This is a genomic window from Haloterrigena salina JCM 13891 (assembly GCF_000337495.1).
GTDB classification, from domain to species: domain Archaea; phylum Halobacteriota; class Halobacteria; order Halobacteriales; family Natrialbaceae; genus Haloterrigena; species Haloterrigena salina.
Map to the genome: position 1 here is coordinate 12540 of NZ_AOIS01000014.1, position 24188 is coordinate 36727.

At 62.8% G+C, this 24188-nt stretch carries 19 protein-coding genes; 9 read left to right on the top strand and 10 right to left on the bottom strand.

The annotated features are described in order from the left end of the window. Window positions 1–95: 95 nt before the first annotated feature. On the top strand, window positions 96–872 hold the full coding sequence (locus C477_RS23380; RefSeq protein ID WP_152423262.1) for a hypothetical protein: 777 nt from the start codon (window positions 96–98) through the stop codon (window positions 870–872). Window positions 873–926: 54 nt separating this feature from the next. On the opposite strand, the gene C477_RS03950 is transcribed toward C477_RS23380, so the two are convergent. The 7 genes from C477_RS03950 to C477_RS03975 form a co-directional block, all read right to left on the bottom strand. Further along, window positions 927–3953: a type I restriction endonuclease subunit R gene (locus C477_RS03950; protein ID WP_008893147.1), complete on the bottom strand. Its 3027-nt coding sequence runs from the start codon at window positions 3951–3953 to the stop codon at window positions 927–929. After that, window positions 3940–5337: a restriction endonuclease subunit S gene (locus tag C477_RS03955; protein WP_008893148.1), complete on the bottom strand. Its 1398-nt coding sequence runs from the start codon at window positions 5335–5337 to the stop codon at window positions 3940–3942. Before C477_RS03955 ends, C477_RS03950 begins: the two co-directional genes overlap by 14 nt. After that, window positions 5330–6847: a type I restriction-modification system subunit M gene (locus C477_RS03960; RefSeq protein WP_008893149.1), complete on the bottom strand. Its 1518-nt coding sequence runs from the start codon at window positions 6845–6847 to the stop codon at window positions 5330–5332. Before C477_RS03960 ends, C477_RS03955 begins: the two co-directional genes overlap by 8 nt. A 3-nt stretch (window positions 6848–6850) precedes the next feature. Beyond that, on the bottom strand, window positions 6851–7537 hold the full coding sequence (locus C477_RS03965) for a hypothetical protein (protein WP_239641840.1): 687 nt from the start codon (window positions 7535–7537) through the stop codon (window positions 6851–6853). Window positions 7538–7901: 364 nt separating this feature from the next. After that, window positions 7902–8792, bottom strand: a complete 891-nt coding sequence (locus C477_RS22775; protein WP_204366221.1) for a tyrosine-type recombinase/integrase — start codon at window positions 8790–8792, stop codon at window positions 7902–7904. Window positions 8793–8950: 158 nt separating this feature from the next. Then, window positions 8951–9637, bottom strand: coding sequence for a hypothetical protein (locus tag C477_RS22780; protein ID WP_083870239.1), 687 nt, complete (start codon window positions 9635–9637; stop codon window positions 8951–8953). A gap of 338 nt (window positions 9638–9975) precedes the next feature. Continuing rightward, window positions 9976–10671, bottom strand: a complete 696-nt coding sequence (locus C477_RS03975) for a hypothetical protein (RefSeq protein ID WP_008893152.1) — start codon at window positions 10669–10671, stop codon at window positions 9976–9978. 173 nt (window positions 10672–10844) lie between these two features. Here C477_RS03975 and C477_RS03980 point away from each other — a divergent pair, with 173 nt between their 5' ends. Together C477_RS03980 and C477_RS03985 are read left to right on the top strand one after the other, a co-directional pair. Further along, on the top strand, window positions 10845–11138 hold the full coding sequence (locus tag C477_RS03980) for a hypothetical protein (protein ID WP_008893153.1): 294 nt from the start codon (window positions 10845–10847) through the stop codon (window positions 11136–11138). A gap of 105 nt (window positions 11139–11243) precedes the next feature. Continuing rightward, window positions 11244–12278 carry an A24 family peptidase gene (locus C477_RS03985; protein ID WP_008893154.1) on the top strand — a complete coding sequence of 345 codons (1035 nt, stop codon included), beginning with the start codon at window positions 11244–11246 and terminating at the stop codon, window positions 12276–12278. Window positions 12279–12832: 554 nt separating this feature from the next. Here C477_RS03985 and C477_RS03990 read toward each other — a convergent pair. Continuing rightward, window positions 12833–13066: a hypothetical protein gene (locus C477_RS03990; RefSeq protein ID WP_008893155.1), complete on the bottom strand. Its 234-nt coding sequence runs from the start codon at window positions 13064–13066 to the stop codon at window positions 12833–12835. A 117-nt stretch (window positions 13067–13183) separates the two neighbouring features. Then, window positions 13184–13603, bottom strand: coding sequence for an HIT family protein (locus C477_RS03995; RefSeq protein ID WP_008893156.1), 420 nt, complete (start codon window positions 13601–13603; stop codon window positions 13184–13186). Window positions 13604–14213: 610 nt separating this feature from the next. On the opposite strand from C477_RS03995, the gene C477_RS04000 reads away from it, so the two are divergent. The 3 genes from C477_RS04000 (at window position 14214) to C477_RS04010 (ending at window position 16697) form a co-directional block, all read left to right on the top strand. Beyond that, window positions 14214–15200: a hypothetical protein gene (locus C477_RS04000; RefSeq protein WP_008893157.1), complete on the top strand. Its 987-nt coding sequence runs from the start codon at window positions 14214–14216 to the stop codon at window positions 15198–15200. After that, entirely contained in the window at window positions 15188–15868 is a 681-nt protein-coding gene (locus C477_RS04005) for an NTP transferase domain-containing protein (RefSeq protein WP_008893158.1), read from the top strand. The genes C477_RS04000 and C477_RS04005 overlap by 13 nt, the downstream gene beginning before the upstream one ends. A 127-nt stretch (window positions 15869–15995) precedes the next feature. Next, window positions 15996–16697 (top strand): glycerophosphodiester phosphodiesterase, encoded by a 702-nt coding sequence (locus C477_RS04010; RefSeq protein WP_008893159.1) that lies wholly within the window; start codon window positions 15996–15998, stop codon window positions 16695–16697. 84 nt (window positions 16698–16781) lie between these two features. On the opposite strand, the gene C477_RS04015 is transcribed toward C477_RS04010, so the two are convergent. Beyond that, entirely contained in the window at window positions 16782–17450 is a 669-nt protein-coding gene (locus C477_RS04015) for a uracil-DNA glycosylase (RefSeq protein WP_193366252.1), read from the bottom strand. An 86-nt stretch (window positions 17451–17536) separates the two neighbouring features. Between C477_RS04015 and C477_RS04020 the strand changes: the two genes are divergently transcribed. The 3 genes from C477_RS04020 (at window position 17537) to C477_RS04035 (ending at window position 24158) form a co-directional block, all read left to right on the top strand. Beyond that, on the top strand, window positions 17537–17779 hold the full coding sequence (locus C477_RS04020; RefSeq protein ID WP_008893161.1) for a hypothetical protein: 243 nt from the start codon (window positions 17537–17539) through the stop codon (window positions 17777–17779). 122 nt (window positions 17780–17901) lie between these two features. Next, window positions 17902–21168, top strand: coding sequence for an isoleucine--tRNA ligase (gene ileS, locus C477_RS04025; protein WP_008893162.1), 3267 nt, complete (start codon window positions 17902–17904; stop codon window positions 21166–21168). Between the two features lie 893 nt (window positions 21169–22061). Beyond that, window positions 22062–24158: a hypothetical protein gene (locus C477_RS04035; RefSeq protein ID WP_008893164.1), complete on the top strand. Its 2097-nt coding sequence runs from the start codon at window positions 22062–22064 to the stop codon at window positions 24156–24158. Window positions 24159–24188 lie beyond the last annotated feature (30 nt).

Genomic DNA, 24188 nt, shown 5'->3' on the forward strand with positions numbered 1-24188 from the left:
GATAATGACCGTATTTGTATTATCTCACTCTTTGATGGGCCTGTTGTTGCGAATATTATGAGCCGAAGCCAGTCTGCAGGAGGGTTCTAAGCAATATGGAGGAACCGATTGGGATCAGTGCCGGCCGTCAAAAGGCCCTGCAAGCCCTCAGGGAAAAAGATTCTCTTGAACCGGTCGACAGCCCATCTTGTCTCCAGGACCTGACCGACGCCGTCAACGAGATTTCTGTCCCCGGAGTACTCTCCCCTCCCCGGGACATGGTAGAACGGCTTGAAGAGATACATAACGAGCTGTCGGACGACGCGAAGCCACACTATATCGGTGACACTCGATTACTCCGTCGGATCAACGCAGCCCGTCGCCAATGTAACGACTGGATGAGCAAACGGAAGCGGATGGCGGAGATGCCGTCTCCGACGGAGACCGGCCGTGCGAAATACCCAATGCGGCGAGCACAGAAATGCAGCCGACGCGAAAACGAGGCCCGCGAGGAGTTAGAGGCGAAACTAGACGGTGTCCAATCGACGGCCTGCGGTGCCCGGCAACGCGCACTCAACGCCATCGGATCGTCAGTCGCCGAGCAGACCGAACAGCAACGCGAACAGCAACGAAACGAGCTGTACGACCAGTTGACCGAGGGCGCCATCGTCAAATTCCGCAACCCCGAGCTACGGGCGGGCCGGGTCGTCCGGGTGAACAAGAAAAGCGTCCGTGTCCGGTATCCGAACCCGCGGGCTGGTTCGACGTGCCCGATCACCGGGGAAGAAGAACCCGACGAACGGGAGGACCGCATCCAACTGGACTCAGAGTACCTGGAGCAACTGGATGTTAGAACAATCGACGATGCCGCGGACGTACTCGACAGTCTATAGATCCGGGAACAACGGCAGGGAACCGGCACTACCGGTCACACGAGAAAACGTAAGTCAGGCGTCCGGATGGTTCTCGATCAGGTACTCGCGGGCGTCCTCAAGGAACCGGTCGTCCTTGCAGAGATCCGGCTTCTCAGCCTCGATTGCGACGACCTCCAACAGCAGTTTCTGGATGTCCTCACGAGTCCGCGTACTCGTTTTCCAGTCAGTGTAGGACGTGTCGACGCGTTCCGCGAGCTCTTCGTCGACGCGCTCCGCAATGAAGTCTGCCTCGTCCTCGTCGTCGATGTACTCCGCGAATCCCTCGTCATTGTCGTCCATCAACGCCGCGAACAGGGCGTGGCCAGATGGTGACAGTCCGCGTTCCTCGGCCTCGTCTTCGATCGACAGGATCTCTTCCTCCAGTTCGATCAGTTCCTCATATGCGCGGTCGGCAGTCACCTCGTCGCTCTCCCACTTATCGACGACCTCGTGGACGCGTTCACTCAGCCGCCGGTACCGCGGGTGGTGTTCGGACCGGTCGTCAAGATAATCGTCGGCGGCGCCGGCAACTTCGGTGATCCCCTGCTCCGCCTCCATATCTCGGACGCGTTCCAGGTGGTCGGCATCGAACTCGACAACCTCGAACTTCTCGTCAAGCCAGTCGGCATTGACCTCGACGTTGTTTTCAACGATTTCTTTCGTCTTCTCCCGCAACCGCTTCTCGGGTTCGCTCTCGCGGTTCATGCTGCGCTGGTACGCGAGGTACACCTGCGTCAGCCAGCCGTATTTCTGCGGGCGGCCGGTGTTCTCGTCTTCGAGTTCGCCCATCGGCGCGAGCGTATCGTACAGGTTTTCGACGTCCCGGTACAGTTCCTTGAACCGGCGGCGGGCCTCGGCGTCCTTCCGCAGGTACGTCAGGCACTCGACCACCGTCTCCGGGTTGTCGTCGACGTCGATGTGGTCGAATAGCGCGACCGCTTCATCGAGCTTCTCGTCGAACTCGCCCAGGAGTTCGTTGATGTCCTCTGCTGCCGCTTGCCGGACCTCGGGCGGATAGTAGTTCAACGCCTCCTCGACGTTCCCCTCCGCGAACACGCCGGCAAAGTCGACGATCTCGCCGTTCTCTTTCCCGTCGTCTGGCCGGTTCGTCCGGGCGATCGCCTGCAGCAGGTTGTGGTTCGTCAGCGGCCGGTCGAGATAGATCGTCTTGAGGATCGGGGCGTCGAACCCGGTGAGTAGCATGCTGCAGACGACCAGGATTTTCGGGTCGCCATCCTCGTCCTTGAACTCCTCAACGATGCGCTCGCGTTCGCTCTTCGAGGTGTGGTACGTGCGAGTGATCGGGTCGGATTTCCCGGCTGACGAGATCACGACCCTCACTTCCTCCGGGTCCAAATGCTTCTGCAGTTCCTCGCCGTAGAGTGCGGCTGCCTTCCGGGACGGGGTGACGACCATGCCCTTCCAGCCGCTGGGCGCCAGCTTTGTCCGGTAGTGGTCGACGATCTCCTCGGCGATGCTCTCGACGCGCGGACGGAGCTCGGCGAGCGTTTGTTGGTTGATCGTCTCCCTGATGAGCCGGTCCCGTTCCTCGTAGTCGAGGTCGCCTGTCGCGGCCTCGTGGGCTTTGTCCATCACGTCGTCGTTGATCTCCCAATCGCGGTTCCCGTGCCGAAGTTGGAAGTGTACCGGCAGGATCACGTCGTCGTTGATACCGTCCTCCATCGAGTAGTGGTGGAGGTACCCGTCTTCGTCTCGCGGCTCCGAGTAGTGCTGGAAGGTATTCCGGCCGGCCTCGGTGCTCTCGTTCACCGGTGTTCCGGTGAACCCGAAGTGGTAGTAGCTGTGGAGAGCGTTATCGAGTTTGCTGCCCAGTTTCGCTTCCATGAACCGGTGGGCCTCATCGGAGAGGACGACGGTTTCGTCGTTCTCCTGAATGTTCTCGTCGACGTCCTGGAACAGCTGGATGGTGGTGACGACGACTTGGCTCTGGCCCTCCTCGATCAGTGACTGCAGCTGGTCGGCACCGTCTGTGACGATCTCGTAGTGCTCGAAGTCGATGAGCTTCCCGAGGTCGTCCGACATCTGGTCCCGCAGGTTCTGACGGTCCACTAGGATTAGCACCTGCGGCGTCTTGATGATGTCCGGCCGGTACAGCAGGTTGCGCGCGGTGAAGAACATGGTGAACGACTTCCCGCTGCCCTGCGTGTGCCAGATCAGTCCATTCTCGAACCGGCCGCGACTGACTCGCTGCAGGATGGCGTTCGTCCCGTGATACTGCATATGCCGCGGGATAATCTTCGCGTTGCCGCCCGGCTGCCGCTGGTAGAACACGAAGTGCTTCACGATGTCCAGCAGTGCTCCCGGCGTCAGCAGCGAGTGCGCCATCTCTTTGAGTTCGCTGTGGGTGCCGATTGGGTCGTCGGGCTGCCACGGGTTGTAGTGCGTCTCGGGGGCATCGATGGCACCGTACCGTGCGTGTTCGTGGTCTGCGGCGACGTTGAACAGGACTGGGGCGAAGAGCCGAGGTGCGTCCTCCTCGTAGGTATGGAGGTCGTCGATCGCGTCGGCAACTGTGCTGTCCTGGGTAAGCGACTTGAGCTCTGTTACGACGAGTGGGATGCCGTTGACGAACAAGACAACATCCGGGATCACCAGTTCGTGCTGGCGGACGCGGAACTGGTTGGCTGCGATCAGCGAGTTGTTCTCCGGCGTCTCGTAGTCGACAAGGTCGACGATCACCTTCTCCGAGGTGCCGTCCGATTTGGAGAGATTCACCTGCCGTCCCTTCTGCAAACGTTCCTGGACGTTGCGGTTGGCTTCGAGCAGGCTGTCGCCGGTGAAGTCGCGGCGGAGCGACGTGATCACGTCGTCGACGTTGTGATCGGTGACCGGCTCGTTAACCGCGATCAGTTGCTCGCGCAGCAGCTCCCAGTAGATGACCTCGCTCTTATCGTCGCGGTCGTATTTCGCGTCGAGCTGTACGCCGCCGTCCGGTTCGTCGGGGCCGCCGTAGGTGTCCCAGCCGGCGTCGGCCAGCCAGTCGAGCAGCGCGTACTCGACCTTCTGCTCGTTGAATTCGGGGAAGCTATTCTGGCTCATAGTTTTTTACCTCGTCGGGGATGTCGATCTCTTTCCCTGCGGTGCGGACATCTCCCGAGAGTAGGTCCTGTTGCAGACCCTTTTTCAGACGTTTGAGACCGACGAGCTGTTCTTTGTTAGCGATGACGACGTCATCGACCGATTCGATCGCGTCCACGATCTTCTGCTGCTCGTCGAGGCTAGGGAGCGGGATCTCCAGATCAGAGAAGAAATGGAGCTGGATCTTATCGTGCGTACTTCCCGCTGACAGCCGTTCGAGCTGTGGAGTGGCGAACTCGAAGAGGTACATCAGGTACCGCGGAAGCACGACGCTTTCGTCGCACTCGAACGTCACCTGATCTTGGTCGGTCGCCATCTCCTTGCCGAGGATCGCCGTTTCTCCGATCGCGCCCGTACGGCAGAGGACGAGCGTTTCCTCCGGCAGGAGCTTGGCGCCCGAGTTCTCCAGTCCTTCTTCCGTGATCGTGTCGTCGGTCGTCTCGATGACGGTCTTCTCTAACTGCGTCAGGTCGTGGATGTCCACCCACGAGATATCGCCGTCCCAATATTCGTCGACAGACGTCGACGGCGTGTGACCCGTCTTGATGTCGGCGATTTCATCTGATTGACGAATCTCCCACTCTGCAGGAACCCTATCGGCCCGCGTCATCACGTATGCGTCCTGTTTATCGACCTCCTGCCACTCGGTGTGGTCGTAGTAGCCCTCGGAGTAGAACTCCTGAATGAGTCCCTTCTTTACTCTCTTCGCCTGCGAAACAACATCTTCCGTCGTTTCCAAAGCCTGATCGACGGTGTGGAGGACTCCCGCGATTTTACGCTGTTCATCCGGTGACGGAAGTGGTGTGCTGAACTTTTCGATCGAACTGATGCCCAGATTGTGGTTTCCTGCGGAGGTACTGATCCAGCCTGCCATCTCCTTTCTACCGAAATGGCAGTTCAGAAATTCCTTGACGAACACAGGATTGACCTCGTCTCTGTCCACTCGGATTCTGATTAAATAGGACGCGAATATCGCATCCTCCAGTTCTCCTGAAAATACGGCTGACTGGCCGACATAGTTGGGATTTCCGTTTGTCCTTATCAGGAGTATATCACCTTCCGCCAATTTCAGACGCTCGAACTCTTTGTCGTCTACCGGGGTGTACTTGAGATCCTCCGTTGTGATCTTACCACCGACTATGTTGGGGATCCGTAGTGTTGGATAGCCGTTGTTTTCTGTGTTCGATTTCGTATCAGTACCGTAACGGACATCGGAAATCAACGTCTGGAAGTTGACTACCCCCCATTCGTTTGGGTAATCAACATCGCTTACTGTGCTCTCCTCGGATTTGCTTTCGCTCGAATCACCAGCGAACTGGTCCAGCGTTATCTCCTGTTCACTCATAGTTGAGAGCCCCCATCTGATGCGTCATCCGAGCTTCAACCTCATCACGCTCGTTCTGTGATTTACGGAGGAGCTCCAGCTCGTCACGGACACTCACATCTTCTTCCGGTTCGGTGGTGTCGACGTAAATCGAGGTGTTGAGATTGTAGTCGTTACCAGCGATTTCCTTCACCGAGACCGTCCGGCACATCCGGTCCTCGGTGAGCCACGATTCATACGCTGAAACGATGCGGTCACGGCCTTCCGGGGTCAGATCGTTGTGGTTGCTCCGCTCCACGTAGAACCGCTCGTCGGCGGCGTGGATGAATTGGACCTCGCCATCGCGTTCCGGTCCTTTGTCGCGGTTAAACACGATGACTGCGCTGGGAAGGCTGACGTTCTGGAAGAGGTTACTGGGCAGTTCGATGATGGCCTCGATCAGATCCTCTTTGATCATGGCTTCCCGGTACTTGCTCTCGTGCTTCCGGAAGAGGACGCCGTGCGGGACGACGACCGCTGCCCGTCCCTGTTTGTTCAGCAGCTTCGCAATGTGCATGAGGAAGGCGTAGTCGCCGCGGTCCGCGCGCGGCAGCTTGTCGGCCCAGTCGAATCGGTCCCATTTGTCGTCCTTTAGGTCGTCTTTGGGCCAGTCGGCCGAGAACGGGAAGTTCGCAAGGACGTAGTCGAACCCTTCGTCCTCCGACAGGTAGTTCGGGAACTGTGGGTTGGCGAGGGAGTCCTCGCGTCGGATTTCCGCTTCCATCCCGTGCATAAACGTGTTCACCTGTGCGATCGATGCGATGTCGGCGTTCAGTTCCTGCCCCGTGACGGTCCACGTGCTCGGATCGCCGCCCTGCTCGTTGCGGAAGTAGGAGGCGGCGTGGACGAGGAAGCCCGCGGAACCGGCGGTGGGGTCGTGGAACGACGCGCCCTTCTTGAAGCCATCCGTGCCGCCACTCTTTGCGAGCACACGGACTATTAGGTCGATGACGTCCGGCGGAGTGAAGAACTGGCCGCCCTCCTTGCCCTCGTCCTTGGCGAACTCGCCGACCATGTACATGTAGGCCTCGCCGAGGAAGTCTTTCTCGACCTTCTCCGTGCTCAGCTCGAACCGGTTGATGCGCTGGATCAGGTCGCGGAGCCGCTGATCGTTGAGTGCTTCTTCGTCACTGTACGTGACGCGGACGACACCGCGGAGTTGGTCGTTCTCCCGCTCAAGAGCGTCGAACGCCTCGTCGAGGTAGGGAGCGATGTTCTCGCTGCGTTCGGTGACGGACTCCCAACGGTAATCCTCGGGGACCGACATACCGGTGATGGCCTTCCGCGCGAGTTCTTCGTCTCCGGCGAACTGTTCCTTCTGTTCCTCCAGCCGGTCGGAGAAGGTGTCGTCGATGCTCTTGTAGAACACCAGGGGGAGAATGTAGTTCTTGTACCGGGTTTCGTCGACTGCGTTCCGGATCGCGTCTGCACATTTGTACAGCTTCTTACCGAGCTCTTCAGGCGTGACGTCGTGATATACGTTCTGTGTCATGTGTTACTGGGTCGTCAGGTAGTCGATCATCTGCTCTTCGGGCGGTGCTCCAGGAAGGTGGTCTTCCAGTTCGTCGTGGGCTGCGCGAAGGCGGGCCAGCATCGCGTACCCGCGGTCGAGCGTGACGGCGATGAGGAGTAGTAGCCGGATCCCGTCTGAGTGGGCGACATCTGTACCGTCGAAATTCTGGCTGGTGGTGATGTGGGCGGCGAGCGTCCGGACGAGGTGGTCGACCGCGAACAGGTAGTCGCGGAGTGTCTGGATCTCGCGGAAGGACAACGCGTACACAAGCACCTCACGCAGGATGTCGATCATCATGCGGCGGCGGCCGTCGTCGCCGTCGGTGACGAGTTGCCGAAGTTCGCCTTTCAGTTCGATCCGGAGCTCGTTCCGTGCCTCGACGAGGTCCGCGAACCCGTTGTTCGCGGAGTCTCGGATGAGGTAGCTCTCCAGATGTTCCTTGTAGATAAGCAGGAGCATCTCCTCGTTGACGCGGTATTCTCCATCGTCGAGGAGTAGCTGTCCTTCGTCGACGAGCGCGCTGCACGTCTTTGAGACAGTACCGCGTGTCACGCTGACCTGTTCTGTGATGTCTTTCTGGCGGGGCGGCGTCTCCTGCTCGCGTTCGAGTGACGCGACTGCAGCGAGGATTTCGAGCCGCGTTCCGCCTTCGCGCATGTCCACCGCCACGATAAGTTGTGTGACCGCACATCACTTAGGAGTTATGGTGCAACAAGCGCATCATCTTCTAGTGTTTCGGTCTTTCAACACGCGCGTAGAGGTTCTGAGAATGGTAAAAATGGCGAAAAGGCAGAAAATATAGATATAACTGACATATGCCCACTCGTTTTGCTATACGAGTTGCCCGGCAGATCAGACCCCTCCACGCATACCGGATCTAAAACAAGTTGCCTGGATCGCAGAGAAACAAGAATGACTCGACGAATTAAACCCTATCTCTGAGGGATGGGGCAACTTTCGAGGGCGCAAAAGGAGGGCCAGTTTTACAAAGTCTCTTCCAGTTCAACGGCAAAGGGGTCTCAGACCGCATTCACTAATCTGGTCCATATTTGTGGAGATGTTCTAACCCCGCTCGTGGGTCATCCTCGACGTATATTCGCTCAGTTATTTTCACCGAAGAGTGGCCCATAGCTTTGGACACTTCCCAGAGTCCTGCATCGGTTTCATTTACCATGTAGGTCCCGAACCCATGTCTAATATTGTGTGCGCTGATCAGCCATCTGTTAGGAATCCTATTTCCGTCTTCATCGACGGGAGCATTAGCGTCGGCGTAGATTTTTCGGTTAATTCCTGCCCGATCAGCGGCCTCAATGACTATATCGTTAATACGATCACCTGATAGTGGAGCTCCTCGTTCACCAACGAAAAGTCGATTATGCTCCGCTGTGGCTGCCTTCTCTTCTCGATATCCGTGCTCCAACCATTCCCTTAACAATCCGTCAAGTGACTGCTGATAAGCCACTACTCTTTCCTTATTGTTCTTCGCAACTGCTTCACGGATCGTGATCTCTCTTGCCTCTTGTTCGAGATCGCTGATCAACAGTCCAGATGCCTCACCTCTCCGCAGGCCCGTTTGCCAAAGCAACCTAGTGATGAGCTGATCTCGAATCCGGTTCCTTCCTACGTTCTCTTCCATCGCTCTGATCTCTTCTTGTGAGACGGCGTACTGTTCCCCCTCTTTCAGCCGACTTGACTGCTCAGAACTTTTCGTGAACCCAAACGTCTCGTCTTTGTCCTCGTTCCACCGCTCGAAAGGGTTCGATTCAGCAAGATCCATTCTGACCAACCAATCGTGGAACGCGTTTATTCGGTCCCAGCGATACAAATCAGTCGTTCCGTTGAACTCTCTCGCTAATATCTGTCCGACTTCATTGGCTTGAGCAGGCGTCACATCCGCTGGTGAATCTACTTCGGCGTCGTCCAACCAGTGATCGTACCACCGGAGGTCCTGTTTGTATCTGGTAGTACTTCCTGTGTTACGCAAATCGGGATTGTCGTCGTCAGTCCCGGTCTCCAACTGTCCGATATATTGCTCAATTTCTGCTCGGCAGTCTTTGACGGGTTTGTACCGTGGTGGCACAGTCAGTCACCTGATTCCTTGTAGTAACGACGGACTGTACTCTGATCTCGGTCCCGTGTTCTCTGCTCCCGAGTTGACGAGCTATTCTGATCATGGAACGAATCAGTGTGGCTTGGTACATGTCCAACGTTGATGTCGTCATGACTGGGAATATGACTATCTGAACCTCCTGTCTTGTCTTGGACGTACTTTACGTCCGGGTAGTACTCCAGCATTCGGGCACAAGCACGGCGCACATCCGCGAGATCCTCGTCGTAATACTGGGCCCAAATATCTGGCGTTGAGATTGCCTGAGCTAACGCTAAATCGCTGGGTGTCTCGAACTGCCCGACTTCATCGAAATCCGGTAGTCCGTTAGTTCCAGAGTGCGTTGGCAGTGACGAGTAGATGTCTCGTGCTAGGCGGTCAATTTTATCGTCGTTTGTGACGTTCGAATCGATCGAAAGGACGTGATCTTCAACCCTTTCGAGTCGTTCTGAGATCGGTGTGACCGCTGAATCCACGGCGTCAATGATCTCTTCAGGATCGATGGTTGCGTCTTCGTCGTTAGTAGCAATATGCCGATGTGCGGCGACACGGAAGAATCGGCTCATGCTGTCGAACTCATCTTCTCCACGCAAGAAATCCTCAAACTTCTCACGCTCTTCTGGTGTGAGCCGAACACCGACGATCTCGCTTCTATCCGTCATGGTAGTAGTGATTATGAGGGAGATTGTGTTAAACGTGTGTATTACAGCAGGAACTAGAACCGCGTCATCTAAGCCAGTCGCTGGCCCGAACGGGCCAGGTTACAGAGACGCAGGTTGTCACCACCTGCGAGGCGAATTTTTAGGTGGCCGATCGTTCCGCGCCTCGAGAGCTATCGACGGGTGGCGGAGTCTCCCGTTCTGAACGGACCGCCCGTTCCAAACGTGCTACCCGCACTGGACGGTCGTCGTCCGCTTCCGTCCGGCGTCCGCAATATCGGTCCTCTCCGGGATCAGTCTTCAGCGGGAACCTCCCTCGCGTCGCCGCGCAGTCGCGGCCGTCAGGAGAAGTCCGCGACGGCCACGTCGAAGCCGCGAGCCTCGAACTCGCGAACCATCCCCTCGAGATGTTTCGCGCCCACGACGACGCAGACGTTCCGGTAGCCGTGTTCGGTCACGTCCTCGACCGTCCGGGCCACCATGTCCTCGTTTCGTCGCTCGAGGGTTTGCCGGAGCACGAGCCCGTGGGCGGCCAACCCGACGAGTATGACCGCGGTCGGAACGGGCCCCGTTACGAGCAGCAGTATTAGTCCTCCCCAGCCGAGGACGGGGGAGAGCGCTCGTTCGAACGTCGATCGCCGCCGGAACATCGCGACCAGACTCGCTGTGATGAGCAGGAGTAACGCGACGGTACGTCCGGTAGCGATCGGTGCAAAGAACGCGAATATTCCGATTCCGATCCAGGAGAGGACCGTCCAGAGAGACGAGAGCCGGGGAACCAGTAGTGAGGGATGGGTGTCGATTCGTTCGGACGGTATCGACGTCTCCGACGCGACGTCCGTGACGGCGGACACTTCGACGGCGCACTGCCGTCCGGATCGAACCGCGTAGATCGGTCCGTAGAGCATCTGTGACACGCACATCCCGAGTACGTAGAGCGGATGGTGGACCGCAGCCAGACCGTATTGCAGCAGCGTCGGTCTCTCGGCCGGTAACTCGAGGTAATACGCGTCTATCGACGCGTTCGTAGATAGCATCGTTACTGACTGCGTCACAGCGTCGTACGAACGCAGGTGCGTTTCCCCCTGAAGGTAGATCGTACGGGAAGGTTCGGACTGCTCACTCTGGGATACGCTTTCCATCGTGGTCCGTTGTATGTGCCGAAATTATAACAGCAATTATATAGATATCTGCGATAGTTAGTCGTAGAATGCCTCTCACTCAGTTTCCTCCATTCGACGCCAACGTCCCTGAAGGCGTCCTCCTCGGGTTCATACTGCTCTTCGTCGCTATCTTCGGTGGGATGCGCGTGTTCACGTGGTTCAGTCGGTTTCGGCGGGAATCTCAAAACGAGACGGTCGGTCCGCACGTCGTCGAACCGCACCAAAAGTGGTACGGAAACACCCCGCACACGGTCTACCGCTGCAAGTTCTGCGGAAAGGAACGCGAATTGAAGGCGTACTTTCACTCGGAGGACTGCGAGGAGTTCGACGCCGTCGAGTGACGGGCGACTCCCTCGCGGTGCGGCCGAGAGCGTCGACCGGGAGTCCCCGCCCGAAGGTCCGGAGGGCCGAAAGGATAACACTCCCCCGCTTCGAGAGCACCACCTGTGACTCTCACTGACGTCGCGACGGCCCCGGATCTCCTGCGGCTCGTCGCCGTTCCGGTCTTCGCCTGGGTCGCCGTCCGCGACATCAAGACCAGACGCGTCTCGAGCGCCGTCTGGATTCCCCTCTCCCTGCTCGGCGCCGTCCTGCTCGTCTGGGACGGCTGGCTCGCCTGGACGGCCGGCGGGACCGCCTGGACCTACGAGTTTCTCCTGCCGACGACGGTGAGCCTGGGATTCGTCGTCCCCATCGCCTACCTGTTCTGGTGGATCGGCGGGATCGGCGGCGCGGACGCGAAGGCCTTGCTCGTATTGGCCCTGTTCGTCCCGGTGTACCCGGAGTACGCGGTCGGCTCGTGGACGTTCCCCCTGACGTCCATGCCCGTCGAGGCGTTCGCCTTTACCGTCCTGGTCAACACCGTCTTTATCGGTCTCGCCGCCCCGATCTTCCTCGCCGTCCGCAACGCCGCTGCCGGTCGGTTTACCGGCGTCATGTTCATCGGCTGGCCCGTCTCGTGGGACGCGATCCCCGAAACCCACGGCCGCCTCCTCGAGACGCCCGACGGCCCCTCTCGGGGCGGCCTCGACCTCGACGCCCTCCGGATGTACCTCCGCTGGCGCGGCCTGACGCTGGCCGACGTCCGCGACGACCCCGACCGCTACCGCGATCCGGCGACCCTGCCCGACGAGCCCAACCCCCCGACCGACGGCGCCGTCACCGCAGCGGTTCGCGGCGACGGCGGAACGGCGCTCGAAGGTGAGGGTGAGGACGAAGGCGAGAGCGACCTCGAGACCGATTCTACCACCGACGGGCTCGAGGTATCGACCGACGACCCGTGGGGCGCTGCGGCCTTCCTCGAGGACATCGAGGGCTCGGCCTACGGAACCCGGCCCGCCGAACTCCGGGAGGGCCTCGAGGTGCTCGCGACCGAGGAGACGGTCTGGATCTCGCCGGGCACGCCGTTTCTCGTCCCGACGTTCCTCGGCCTGCTGGTCGCGCTGGGCTACGGGAACCTGTTCATCGGACCGCTGTTCTGAGACGAGACAGTCCCTCTACGGACCCGTTCTGATCAATCGACGTGCGGTGGCGCGCGCTGTCTCGTGGTGAGCGAAATCGAGGCGTGAACGGAGTGAACGTCTCGAGAAGCGAATGGAAGCGAAGCGACTCATGAGCCGAGCGAACCACGAGCGACGTCGCGCGAGGGATGAGCGAACGGAGTGAACGAATCGGCTGGGGAGGATGTGGGATTCCCCGTTGCCAGCGCGAGTAGTCTGCTCACTCCGCTGGTCCAGTAGTAGTAGTAGTAGCAGCGTTTTCGCGGTAACCGCTCGGTCGAGAGTCAACCGATAGGGGGAACCTGAGGAGGTCAATACGAAACGAACCGTTCTGCTGCTCGTGGCGGCTAGGGTTTCCACCCCCTCCCCAGCCGATTCGCTCCCGATAGTCGCTCACCCCTCGCGCAGTATCGTCGATCGCACCTCGCGTCGCTCGGTCGCGATCGACAGCGCGCGCCACCGCACACCGATTCTGTCGTTCAGAGCGGAAGGAGAGTGCGATTCACCGGGTACGGATCAACGACACTGACCGCTGATCACGGCTCGTACACGAATCGCTCGTACAACGGCACCAGCGCGGTCCAGAAGACGACGAACACCGCGCCGACGCCGATGAGGGCGAGCCACGGATCCCCCCGACCCGTCGGGAGCCCGGTGGAGAACAGCGCGAGCGTCCCCAGAAACAGGAACAGGCAGACGACCACGCTCCCCACCTCGAGGAACGTGGCGACGGGATGGGCCCGAAACTGGGCGACGATATCGGCGAGCATACGCGAGAGTGACGGGCGACGATCAAAAACGTCACGGCAGTTCGGCGTCGGGTCGGTCGCTGCGCTCTCACCGACGCGTTCATCGCGATCGCGGACCTGCGAAGACGGGCCGCAGTCTCAGGCTCGAGACTCGATTTCGTCGGCGATCTCGTCGAGTCGGTCGTCGTCGATGTCTTCCTGGCCGCCGAACATGGCGTGGATCGGCCCGGCGCCGTCGCTCTCGAACCGCGGGACGATGTGACAGTGGACGTGGGGCACTTCTTGGCCGGCTTCCTCGCCGTTGTTGAACGCGACCGTCGAGGCGTCGGCGTCGACGCTCTCCTCGACGGCGGGCACCAGCCGGTGGACCGTCGCGTAGAGGTCCTCGGCGACGTCGTCGGGGACGTCGTTCAGCCGCTCGTACTCGTCCTTCGGAATGACCAGCGTGTGCCCCGGCGCCAGGGGATTGGCGTCGAGGAAGGCGATCGTCGTCTCGTCTTCGTACACGACTCGAGCGGGGATCTCCCCCTCGACGATCTGGCTGAAGATCGTACTCATAGGCGAGTGTGTGTCGGCCGGCTGTAAGAAGCTTACTCGCCTGCCTCGCGGTCGAGATCGCCATCGATCGGCGACCGTCACCGCCCGCGAACAGTGTGAACTGGCGTAAAGTCCGGCTAGCTGTGCTTACGTGTCGAGAATCGTGATGGACGATCGGGGCCGTTCAATACCCCGCGCCGCCTCGGTGAGAACGCCCAGCGGGGGCCTGTCGTATCGCGCCGATGGGGAACCTCGTGCGACATCGCACACCTGTACCGGACCGACACCGTCACGCTGGTCACACCGGGTCGACCGCACGACCGTCGGCAGCCACGACGTCACGAACCTCGACACACCACCGCCGACGGTTTTCGGCGATGCTCCGAACCGACGAGCCGCGACGCCGCGTTCGACCCAACGGTTCAGCGGACAGTCCCGAATATCCCACAGTCAAGGGAAAACGTTCTCCGATAGTGAACGGTCGACCTACGTAGCGGCGGCAAGCTGCAAGTATTAGTACGTTGCCCTCCCTATTCGTGGGTATCATTCGCACGGCGATCGAACGGAACCGCTGTGTCGGCACGCAGACCGAGACGCTACCGCTCGAGACGGGGGCTCGGGAGACTGCGAGATGGTAGCGGTACTGTACGCCATCGAGCGACCGTTCATGCGGAAGACGTTCGAGGCGATCGACCGGCACGTGGACGTCGAATCGGCGTTCGTCCCGGTCAGAGCGGACGCGCGCGGCTGTAGCGACCGTATCACGGAGATCGAAGTCCGTGACCCCGGCGCGGTCGACGAGAACGTGCGAGCGATCGATCCGGCCGTCGTCGTCTACAATCATCGGTTCGGGATCGAGCGGTTCTCCTTCTACGAGGAGTACCCGCTCGTTCACCTCCGACACGGCGCCTCGATCGGCCGCGGCGAGATTTCCGTGACGACCGAGACGATGCTCGAGCGCGTCGCCGCCGCCCTCGCGCCCGGCGAGCGGTGGGCCAGGGCCTACCGGGCCGCCGTACCGCCTGACGTGACCGTGGCCGTCGTCGGCCTCCCGGAAGCCGACGCGCTGGTCGACGCGCCGCCGCCCCGTGAACGACGAGTGCTGTACGCGCCGACGAACTACATGGTCGGCCGCGGCGCGTACGCGAACACCGCCCGTTCGGTCGTGGAGTGCTTCGCCGGCACCGAGTACGAACTGCTCTTTCGGCCCCACCCGACCGACAGACGCGAGGGCCCCGGACTGGCCGTGACGCGCGAGTGCAGGGCCCGAATCGCCGAGCTACCGAACGTCGTCTTCGACGAGACCGCGACGCCGACCGAGAGCATGCGGCGGTCCGATATCCTCGTCTCGGACTACTCGGGGTCGATCGCCGAGTGGCTCCACACCGGACGGCCGCTCGTCCAGCTGACGGACATCGACGCGCCGGACCGCGCGGTTCCGGAGATCGGCGTCACGACGGACGCGATCGATCTCGCGCTCGTCGACGACCTCTACCGCAACGGCGAGCCCGAACCCGTCGCCCGCCGTCGCCAGTCGTGGCTCGAGGACCTCGGGATTCCGATGGACGGCCGGGCCGGCGAACGCGCCGCCAGCGAGGTGCTGCGATGCAGGGCGTGATCCTCGCCGCGGGACGGGGCCGGCGGATGCGACCGTACACCGACGACGTTCCGAAAGCCTTCCTCGAGTTCGACGGCCGGACGCTGTACGATCGACAGCGCGACCTGCTCGAGCCGTACGTGGACGGGACGAGCGTCGTCCTGGGATACCGCCACGAGACCGTTCTCGAGCGGTACGACCCCAGCGATCCGATCGTCCTCGAGGGGTGGGACCGGTACGAGAACGCCGCGTCGCTGCTCCTCGCGCTCGAGCGGATCGACGACGATCTGCTGGTGATAAACGGCGACGTCCTCGTCGACGAGCGGGAGATCGGCCGGCTGGCGGGAGCGTTCGACGCCCTCGACGGCCGGCGCAACCTCGTCGGATGCATTCCGGGGCTCCAGAGCGCGGAAACGGCGATTCGGTGGGACGAGACGGGACGCGTCTCGGCGTACGGACTCATCGAGGGCCACCAACACGCCGGTTTCGGCGTCGTGAGCCGCGACCACCGAACGGCCGCGATGCGAATCCTGCGCGAACGGCTCCACGACTGGTACCCCTGCGTCTACCCGCGGACGCCGACGCGGCCGCTGTTGATCCCGGCCGAGCGACACGTGGAGCTCAATCGACCGACCGACCTCGACCGACTGCGAGCGTGGCTCGCCTCCGACCGGATTCGGTGTGCGTGACCGGAACCGTCGCGTCTGATCGGCAACCGAACGCACCGGTCAACGCTCGATACATTCTGGACGATTGTCCGGAATAACACACCGGAACCAAAATGTTGATTGTCGGTGGGTGCCGGGACCCGGATAGATGGAGATAATCGGCCATCGCGGCTGTGCGGATCAGTTTCCGGAGAACACCCTCCTCGCAATTCGCGAAGCCGCCCGTCGGCTCCCCGCGGTCGAAGTCGACGTTCGGCGGTGCGGTTCGGGCGAACTGGTGGTATTTCACGACGAGACCCTCGAGCGCGTCACCGGCGCGTCCGGCCGCGTCGCGGAGACGCCGTGGACCGAACTCCGCGACCTGACCGTCCTCGAGTCGGGCGAATCGATTCCGCGCCTCGAGACGGTCCTGCGGGCCGTCCCGGACGACGTCACCCTCCAACTCGAACTGAAAGAACGGGGGATCGCCTCCGAGACGTTGCAGTCGGCGATGACGGTCGGCGCCGACGTCCGCGTCACGTCGTTTCTCCCCGATGCACTGGCCGAGATCGAGACGAACTACCTGGACGTCCCGAACGGGCTGCTCTTCGGCGACGACCCCGAGGAGAACCTCTCGCGCGCGGTCGAACTCGACTGCACGCACGTCTTCCCGCACTACGACCTCTGTGTCGAAACCGACGTCGTGTCCGCCGCCCGCGATCGCGGGTTCGACGTCATCGCGTGGAAGGCCGCGCGGACGACCGACGACGTCCGCGCGCTGCGCGAGGCCGGCGTCGACGGCGTCACCGCGGATCGGTGGGACGTCGCGCCCGCCTCGCTCCGAGCGAGTGCCGAATCGCAGCGGTCGTAGCGGGGCGACGGCCGTTCGGCGTCTCGGTAGCGGGCGACGACTGGTCGACGTCTCCGGCAGCGATGCGAGACCGCGGTCGGGGCATTACTCGCCGACCGGACCACACAGTTCCTCGAGCGCCTCGCCGATCGCCGCGAGGTACTCGTCGGGTTCGTATCCCAGCCGGCCGATCCAGACGTCCTGGTACGACGGATGCAGGATCGGCAGGAGCGTCGTCTCGAGTCGCTCGCAGTCCACGGGCTCGAGGACCGTGTCGATGAAGCCCTCGAGCTCGCGGTCTTCGGCCGCGAGGACGCTCGTCGTCGCGTGTTTTCCGGTCGCGAGGACGACGTCGGGGTCAACGGTCTCGATCTCGGTCAGCAGGTGGCCGCGACAGTTCGTCCGCTCCGCGGGCGTCGGCTCCCGATTACTCGTCGGATCCGCCGGATCGGCTGGAAAACATTTCACCGCGTTCGTGTAGTAGGCGTCGTCACCGTAGCCGACCCGCTCGAGCATCCGGCGGATGCGCCGACCGGAGTGACGGGAGGTGTATGCCTTGCCGGTCCAGTTACCGCCCTTCCAGCGGTCGGCGTCGGTATTGCCTGGACCAGGCGCCTCGCCGACGACCAGCACGCTGGCCTCGAGCGGGCCGGTCCCCCACGAGATGCACTCGCGGTGCTCGGCGAGCGCCGGACAGCGCTCGCAGCCGGGTTCGATGACGTTTCGTTCGCTCGGGTAGGCCGGATCGGTGTCGGAGGGAGACACGTCCGTCAGGTGGGCCGGCGTCGGGTTAGGTCGCTCGGATTCGCGTCCTCCTCGAGCAGACAGATTTACCTTCCCCCGGGGGTTTTCGATAGGTGATGGGAACGGCAATTCCGGAACTCCTCGCAGAACTGCTCCCGATGGCGGCCTACACGATCGCCGCGGGCCTCCTGACGATCGGTGGCTTCGCCGCCGAGTACGCGAGCATGCAACACGTCGGCGCGGGCGAGACGACGGTCGCGTTCTGGCTCGCGGCGATCGGTTGCGTCATGCTCTACGCCGGCGTCTACGGCCTCGGCTATCAGAAGGTGCTCGCGCGAGCGTTCGGCATCGAGCAGTAGCGTCACCGACGGTCGATTTTCGCGGCTGCGCTCAGAGTGTCGTCAGCGCCCCGGCCGCCTCGAGTTCCGCGGCCGCCAGCGGGACCGATTCCCCTTTACTCTCGGAGTGAGATTGCTCCCGTATGAGCAGATTCGGCGAGGTCGACGACCAGTACGATCCGCACGAACTCGAGGGGCGGATCTTCGACTACTGGGACGACGTCGACGCCTACGAGCAGACGGTCGAGCACCGGTCGGACGGCGAGTCGTTCTTCTTCGTCGACGGGCCGCCGTACACGTCTGGGTCGGCGCACATGGGAACGACCTGGAACAAGTCGCTGAAGGACGTCTACCTGCGGTTCCTGCGGATGCAGGGGTACGACGTCACCGACCGGCCGGGCTACGACATGCACGGCCTGCCGATCGAGACCCGCGTCGAGGAGCGACTCGGCTTCGAGAACAAGAAGGACATCGAGGAGTTCGGCGAGGAGAACTTCATCCAGGAGTGTAAGGACTACGCCGACGAGCAACTCGAGGGGCTCCAAGAGGACTTTCAGGACTTCGGCGTCTGGATGGACTGGGACGACCCCTACCGGACGGTCGAACCGGAGTACATGGAGGCCGCCTGGTGGGGCTTCTCGAAGGCCGCCGACCGCGGGTTAGTCGAGAAGGGCCACCGCTCGATCTCCCAGTGTCCGCGCTGTGAGACCGCCATCGCGAACAACGAGGTCGAGTACGAGGACGTCGAGGACCCCTCCGTCTACGTCAAGTTCGACCTCGAGGAGCGCGAGGCCGACGGCGAGGAGGCCTCGGACGGAGCGAACGGGGACGAAGGGCCCGTGAGCAGCGAGGGCAAGCTCGTCATCTGGACGACCACGCCGTGGACGATCCCGGCGAACACGTTCGTCGCCGTCGACGAGGAGGGCGACTACGTCGGCGTCCGAGCCGAAAAGGACGGCGAGGAAGAGCTACTGTACATCGCCGACGCGAAACACGAGGAGGTCCTCCGAGAGGGGCGCTACGACGACTACGAGGTCGTCGAGGAGCTGTCCGGCGAGGAGCTGATCGGCTGGTCGTACGAGCACCCGCTGGCCGAGGAGGTGCCCGACCACGTCGACGCCGACGGCGCGCTCGAGGTCTACGCCGCCGACTACGTCGACACGGACGGCGACGGCACCGGGCTGGTCCACTCCGCGCCCGGCCACGGTGAAGTGGACTTCGAACGCGGCCGCGAACTCGGCTTCCCGATCTTCTGTCCCGTCGGCGGCGACGGGGTCTACACCGAGGAGGCCGGCAGGTACGAGGGCCAGTTCGTCAAGGACGCCGATCCGGAGATCACGGCCGACCTCGAGGACAACGGCGCGCTGCTCGCCTCGGGTACGGTTCAGCACAGCTACGGCCACTGTTGGCGCTGTGACACGGGCATCCTCCAGATCGTCACCGACCAGTGGTTCATCACGATCACCGACGTCAAGGACGAACTGCTGGACAACATCGAGGACAGCGAGTGGCACCCCGAGTGGGCCCGCGACAACCGTTTCCGGGACTTCGTCGAGGAGGCGCCCGACTGGAACGTCTCCCGGCAGCGCTACTGGGGCATTCCGCTTCCCGTCTGGACTCCCGAAGACCGGGACGACGACGAGGACATGATCGTCGTCGGCGACCGCGAGGAACTCGCCGAGCGGGTCGATCAGGACATCGATTCCGAGGACGTCGACCTCCACAAAGATACGGTAGACGACTTCACGATCACCGAGGACGGAACCACCTACACGCGCGTTCCCGACGTCTTCGACGTCTGGCTCGACTCCTCGGTCGCCTCCTGGGGCACCCTGAACTACCCCGAAGACGACAGCGAGTTTGACGAACTCTGGCCCGCCGACTTCATCCTCGAGGCCCACGACCAGACGCGAGGCTGGTTCTGGTCCCAGCTGGGGATGAGCACCGCCGCGCTCGGCGAGAGCCCGTATCAGGAGGTCCTGATGCACGGCCACGCGCTGATGCCCGACGGCCGCGCGATGTCCAAGTCCAAGGATATCCTGATCGACCCCCACGAGGCCATCGACCGCCACGGCCGGGACGTCATGCGCATGTTCCTGCTGTCGAACAACCCGCAGGGCGAGGACATGCGCTTCGACTGGGACGGGATGCAGACGATGGAGAACCACCTCCGGACGCTGTGGAACGTCTTCCGGTTCCCGCTGCCGTACATGCGCTTGGACGAGTTTGACCCCACTGAAACCACCCTCGAGGACGTCGATTCCGACCTCGAGCTCATCGACGAGTGGGTGCTCGCCCGTCTCCAGTCCACCAAGGACGAGATGACCGAGGCCTTCGAAGACCGCCGGCAGGACCGCGCCCTCGACGCGCTCATCGAGTTCGTCGTCGAGGACGTCTCCCGGTTCTACGTGCAGGCGGTTCGCGAGCGTATGTGGGCCGAGGAGGACAGCGGCTCGAAGCGGGCCGCCTACGCGACGATCTATCGGGTCCTCCGGGAGAGCGTTGCCCTGCTCGCGCCGTACGCGCCCTTTATCAGCGAGGAGATCTACGGGACGCTGACCGGCGACGACGGGTTCGACACCGTCCACATGGAAGACTGGCCCGCCGTCGACGAGTACTGGCAGGACGAACAGCTCGAGGACGACGTCGCCATCCTCCGGGCCATCGAGGAGGCCGGCGCGAACGCCCGCCAGCAGGCCGGCCGCAAGCTGCGCTGGCCCGTCCCGCGGGTCGTCGTCGCCGCCGGCGACGAGCGCGTCGTCGAGGCCGTCGAACGCCACACGCCGCTGCTCGAGGACCGGCTCAACGCCCGCGAGATCGAACTCGTCTCGGCCGAGAACCGCTGGGAGGAACTGCAGTACAGCGCCGAGGCCGACATGAGCGAACTCGGACCCGCGTTCGGCGACCGCGCCGGGCAGGTCATGAACGCGCTCAACGAGGCCCGCATCGACGAGCCGAGCCTCGAAGCGATCGAGGACGCCGTCGCGGACGTGCTCGAGGACGGCGAGGAGATCACCGACGAGATGGTCTCGTTCGTCACCCAGACGCCCGACGGCATCGCCGGCACCGCGTTCGGTCTGAACGGCGATGACCGCGGCGTCGCCTACGTCGACGCCTCGCTGACCGACGACATCGAGAGCGAGGGCTACGCCCGCGAGGTCATCCGCCGCGTCCAGGAGATGCGCAAGGACCTCGATCTCGACGTCGAGGAGCGCATCGCCTTGGACCTCGAGATCAGCGACGACCGCGTCGCCGACCTCGTCGCCGAGCGCGAGGACCTGATCCGCGAGGAGGTTCGGGCCGACGAGATTGGCGAGATCGACGACGGCCACCGCAAGGAGTGGGAAGTCGAGGACGTGACGATGGAGATCGGGGTCGAGCCGCTGGCAGCTGCTGAAGCGTCGGACTAATACCGTACGTTTCCGGAACGGGCGACGAAGTCGACCGTTCCGATCTTTTTAGTCCAGATTTTTACGTGAGTGGTTCGCTCGCAACGCGAGCGAATCCCGAGGCGGAAAAGGTGGGGAACGAGTCGCTGGCGACGGCTAACGCGTAACCGGCCACCGAGAGTCGATGATCGCGGCTGCAAACCAAACGATAGCTCAAAGAGCCGTTTGAGCCACGAGAGAATATTTACACCCCCATCACGTAGCATTTATTGTGGATCGTCGGACGCTCCTCTCACGTGCAGCGACTCTTTCGTCTATCGGTTTCACCGGATGTCTCGATCGACCGGCGGCTACCGATTCGGACTCTCGATCACTGCCCGCTGCGGTATCGGACCTCGAGTTCGAGATCACCGATACCGATCTCGATCCGCGGGATGAGCCCGCGATCTCGGTTACCGAGGAAACCGGCGAAGCGACGGTCGAAGGAGCGATCTGGGTCGGGTCGAAGAAGTGTAAGGAAGCGACGCTCGCCGACATTTCCGCCGACGAGTCGGACGGGTCCGTAGAACTCCGTCTCAGTCACGGGAAGTCGGGCGACCATCCCGACAATCGACTTCTCGGGGGTTCTTGCGACGAGGCGATGAGCGCTGACGGTTACGAGGTCACGATGTCGATCGACGAGGAGGTTCGAACGATCGCCGTCGTCGAGCGAGATGCGGACGGTAACGAACGAAAGGCAGCGATCGAAATCTAACCCCGCTCGACGGACGAAGCGTTCGTACCGCGATTTCACGGCGTGGTCTTCGATCCGAACCAGTCGCGTTCAGTTGACAGTATCCCTGCCACAAAAGTCATGGTGACTGATTTACCAGCCGTAGGTAGTGACATCTCGGGCTACCGTTCTCGTCGTCGTAGTGCTCCTCCTCGGAACCGTTCCGGCCGGCATCGCCGGCGCCGGCGCCGGCGGGGGTCCGACAGCGAGCGATCCGGGATCCGATAGCGTCGGGGCGCTCGAGTCGGCCGCCGTACCGACTGCTACCGCCGAACCGAGCGCCGCAACGAAGACCGACGCCGAGGCGGCCGCGATGGCCGAGGCGGACGATATCCTCCACCGAACGATCGAACTCCGGCACCTGCCCGACCGGCCGGACGTGTACGAGGCCGAGTTCACGTTCGATATTCCGGAACCGATGAGCAGTCTGACCGTCGACCTCGAGGACGAGGCGACGGTCAGGTCGACCGACGGGTTCGAGGCGACCGACGAGGGAACGTACCGGTGGACCGGCGACGGCGAGGCGCCGTCGATCCGGGTCCGGCTCCCGGCCGATCAGACGGAAACCGGCGGCCGCGTGGGCTCGAGCCGGAGCGGCTACAGCTTCGTCGATACCGGCGAGTGGGGCGTCGTCCCCGTGCCAGGCGTCGGCGTCTCCTACCGACGGGAGGCCGACGTCAGCATCGGGATCGAGGAGACGGTGACCGTCGACGGCCCGGGAGCGACCGGGGGCGATATCGCCGTCTTCGGACCGGTGACCGAGTACGAGCGGACCGAAAACGGCGAGACCGTCAGGCTGGTCGTCTCCGACGCCGCCGACCTCCGCGAGGACCCCGACGACATCCTCGAAGCGCTCGGCGACGCGAGCGAGCGCCTCTCGATCGCGCCAAGCGACGAAACGGTGTTCGTGGCCGCGGTGCCGAGCGACGCCGACTGGGGCCCGCGGGGGCTCCAGTACGGCGCGGCCGACGCGTGGGTCCGCGCCGACGCGCCGCTCTCCGAGGCGTCGAACGTCTGGCTCCACGAGTACGTCCACGTTCACCAGCGCTTCGCCAACGACGAGGTCGCGACCGACGCCTCCTGGCTCGTCGAGGGCGGGGCCGAGTACCACGCCGCGTTGCTCGCCTACGAGCAGGGGCTGATCTCGTACAGCGAGTTCCGCGACCACCTCGAGCGCGGCGAGCAGTCGCCGTACGCCGACGGCGTCCTCGCCGAGCCGGGGACGTGGAGCCACCACCGGACCGATTACGCCAAGGGCGCGCTCGTCTACGGCGAACTCGACCGGCAGCTTCGGGAAGCGACCGACGGCGACCGACGGCTCGAGGATATCGTCCGAAGGCTGAACGCGCAGGACGAGCGGGTGACGGCAGCCGACTTCCTGACGGCGCTCGAGGAAGCGGGCGGGAAGGAACTGCGAGCGAGCGCCGAGCGGTACGCGCACTCGAGGTCGACGCCCGAGATGTGGAACTACTTCGAACACCAGTCGACGTTCGGACAGTCCCGCGCCGCGACCGCGTCGGGACTGGGCGGGGAGCCCGTCACGGTCGACGGACAAGAGTGGGAGCGCTGGGATCGCGCGAATCTATCGGGGCTCAGCGCCGACATCGGCGCCGGCGACGTGCTGGCGGTGCCGGCCGGCGAGCGCGTCACGGTGCCGGTTGCACTCGAGAACGTCGACGACCGCGCGGGAACCGCCGACGCGACCCTGCAGGTCGACGGCGATGTCGTCGCGACCGAACGGCGAGTGCTCGAGGCCGGCGAGACGGCGACGACGGCGCTCGCGTGGACGCCGACGAAGCCCGGCATCTACGACGTTCGCGTCGGGAGCGACCGACTGACCGTCTACGTCCGGTCGACCCCGAGCCTGACCGTCACCGACCTGCGGGTCGAACCCGCCGGCGTCGACCCCGGCGAGACAGTGACGGCGACTGCGACGGTGACGACCGCCGACTCCCTCCCCGCGGCCGGACGCCTCGCGTTCCGGACCGCATCGGAGACGAAGACTGGAGCGCCGATCGCGCTCGCACCGGGCGAGACCGGGAGCGTCGCAGCCGAACTGACGTTCGACGACGCCGGCGACTACGAGATCAGCGCCGGCGAGCGGACGACGACGGTCTCCGTCGGCGGGATCAAATCGACGGTCGAATCGATGCCCGGCTTCGGCGTCGCGGCCGCGGCCGTCGCCTTCGGACTCGCGGTCGCGGTCGCGATCTCGACGGTCGGTCGGCAGCGCCGCTGAGCGTCGATTGTCTCTGATACGGTCGGACGG

What these genes read in the sequence shown, in the direction of transcription:
- C477_RS23380 (WP_152423262.1), top strand. Translation starts at nt 96, where the DNA reads ATGGAGGAACCGATTGGGATCAGTGCCGGCCGTCAAAAGGCCCTGCAA.
- C477_RS03950 (WP_008893147.1), bottom strand. Translation starts at nt 3,953, where the DNA reads ATGAGCCAGAATAGCTTCCCCGAATTCAACGAGCAGAAGGTCGAGTAC.
- C477_RS03955 (WP_008893148.1), bottom strand. Translation starts at nt 5,337, where the DNA reads ATGAGTGAACAGGAGATAACGCTGGACCAGTTCGCTGGTGATTCGAGC.
- C477_RS03960 (WP_008893149.1), bottom strand. Translation starts at nt 6,847, where the DNA reads ATGACACAGAACGTATATCACGACGTCACGCCTGAAGAGCTCGGTAAG.
- C477_RS22780 (WP_083870239.1), bottom strand. Translation starts at nt 9,637, where the DNA reads ATGACGGATAGAAGCGAGATCGTCGGTGTTCGGCTCACACCAGAAGAG.
- C477_RS03975 (WP_008893152.1), bottom strand. Translation starts at nt 10,671, where the DNA reads ATGCTATCTACGAACGCGTCGATAGACGCGTATTACCTCGAGTTACCG.
- C477_RS03980 (WP_008893153.1), top strand. Translation starts at nt 10,845, where the DNA reads ATGCCTCTCACTCAGTTTCCTCCATTCGACGCCAACGTCCCTGAAGGC.
- C477_RS03990 (WP_008893155.1), bottom strand. Translation starts at nt 13,066, where the DNA reads ATGCTCGCCGATATCGTCGCCCAGTTTCGGGCCCATCCCGTCGCCACG.
- C477_RS03995 (WP_008893156.1), bottom strand. Translation starts at nt 13,603, where the DNA reads ATGAGTACGATCTTCAGCCAGATCGTCGAGGGGGAGATCCCCGCTCGA.
- C477_RS04000 (WP_008893157.1), top strand. Translation starts at nt 14,214, where the DNA reads ATGGTAGCGGTACTGTACGCCATCGAGCGACCGTTCATGCGGAAGACG.
- C477_RS04005 (WP_008893158.1), top strand. Translation starts at nt 15,188, where the DNA reads ATGCAGGGCGTGATCCTCGCCGCGGGACGGGGCCGGCGGATGCGACCG.
- C477_RS04010 (WP_008893159.1), top strand. Translation starts at nt 15,996, where the DNA reads ATGGAGATAATCGGCCATCGCGGCTGTGCGGATCAGTTTCCGGAGAAC.
- C477_RS04020 (WP_008893161.1), top strand. Translation starts at nt 17,537, where the DNA reads ATGGGAACGGCAATTCCGGAACTCCTCGCAGAACTGCTCCCGATGGCG.
- ileS (WP_008893162.1), top strand. Translation starts at nt 17,902, where the DNA reads ATGAGCAGATTCGGCGAGGTCGACGACCAGTACGATCCGCACGAACTC.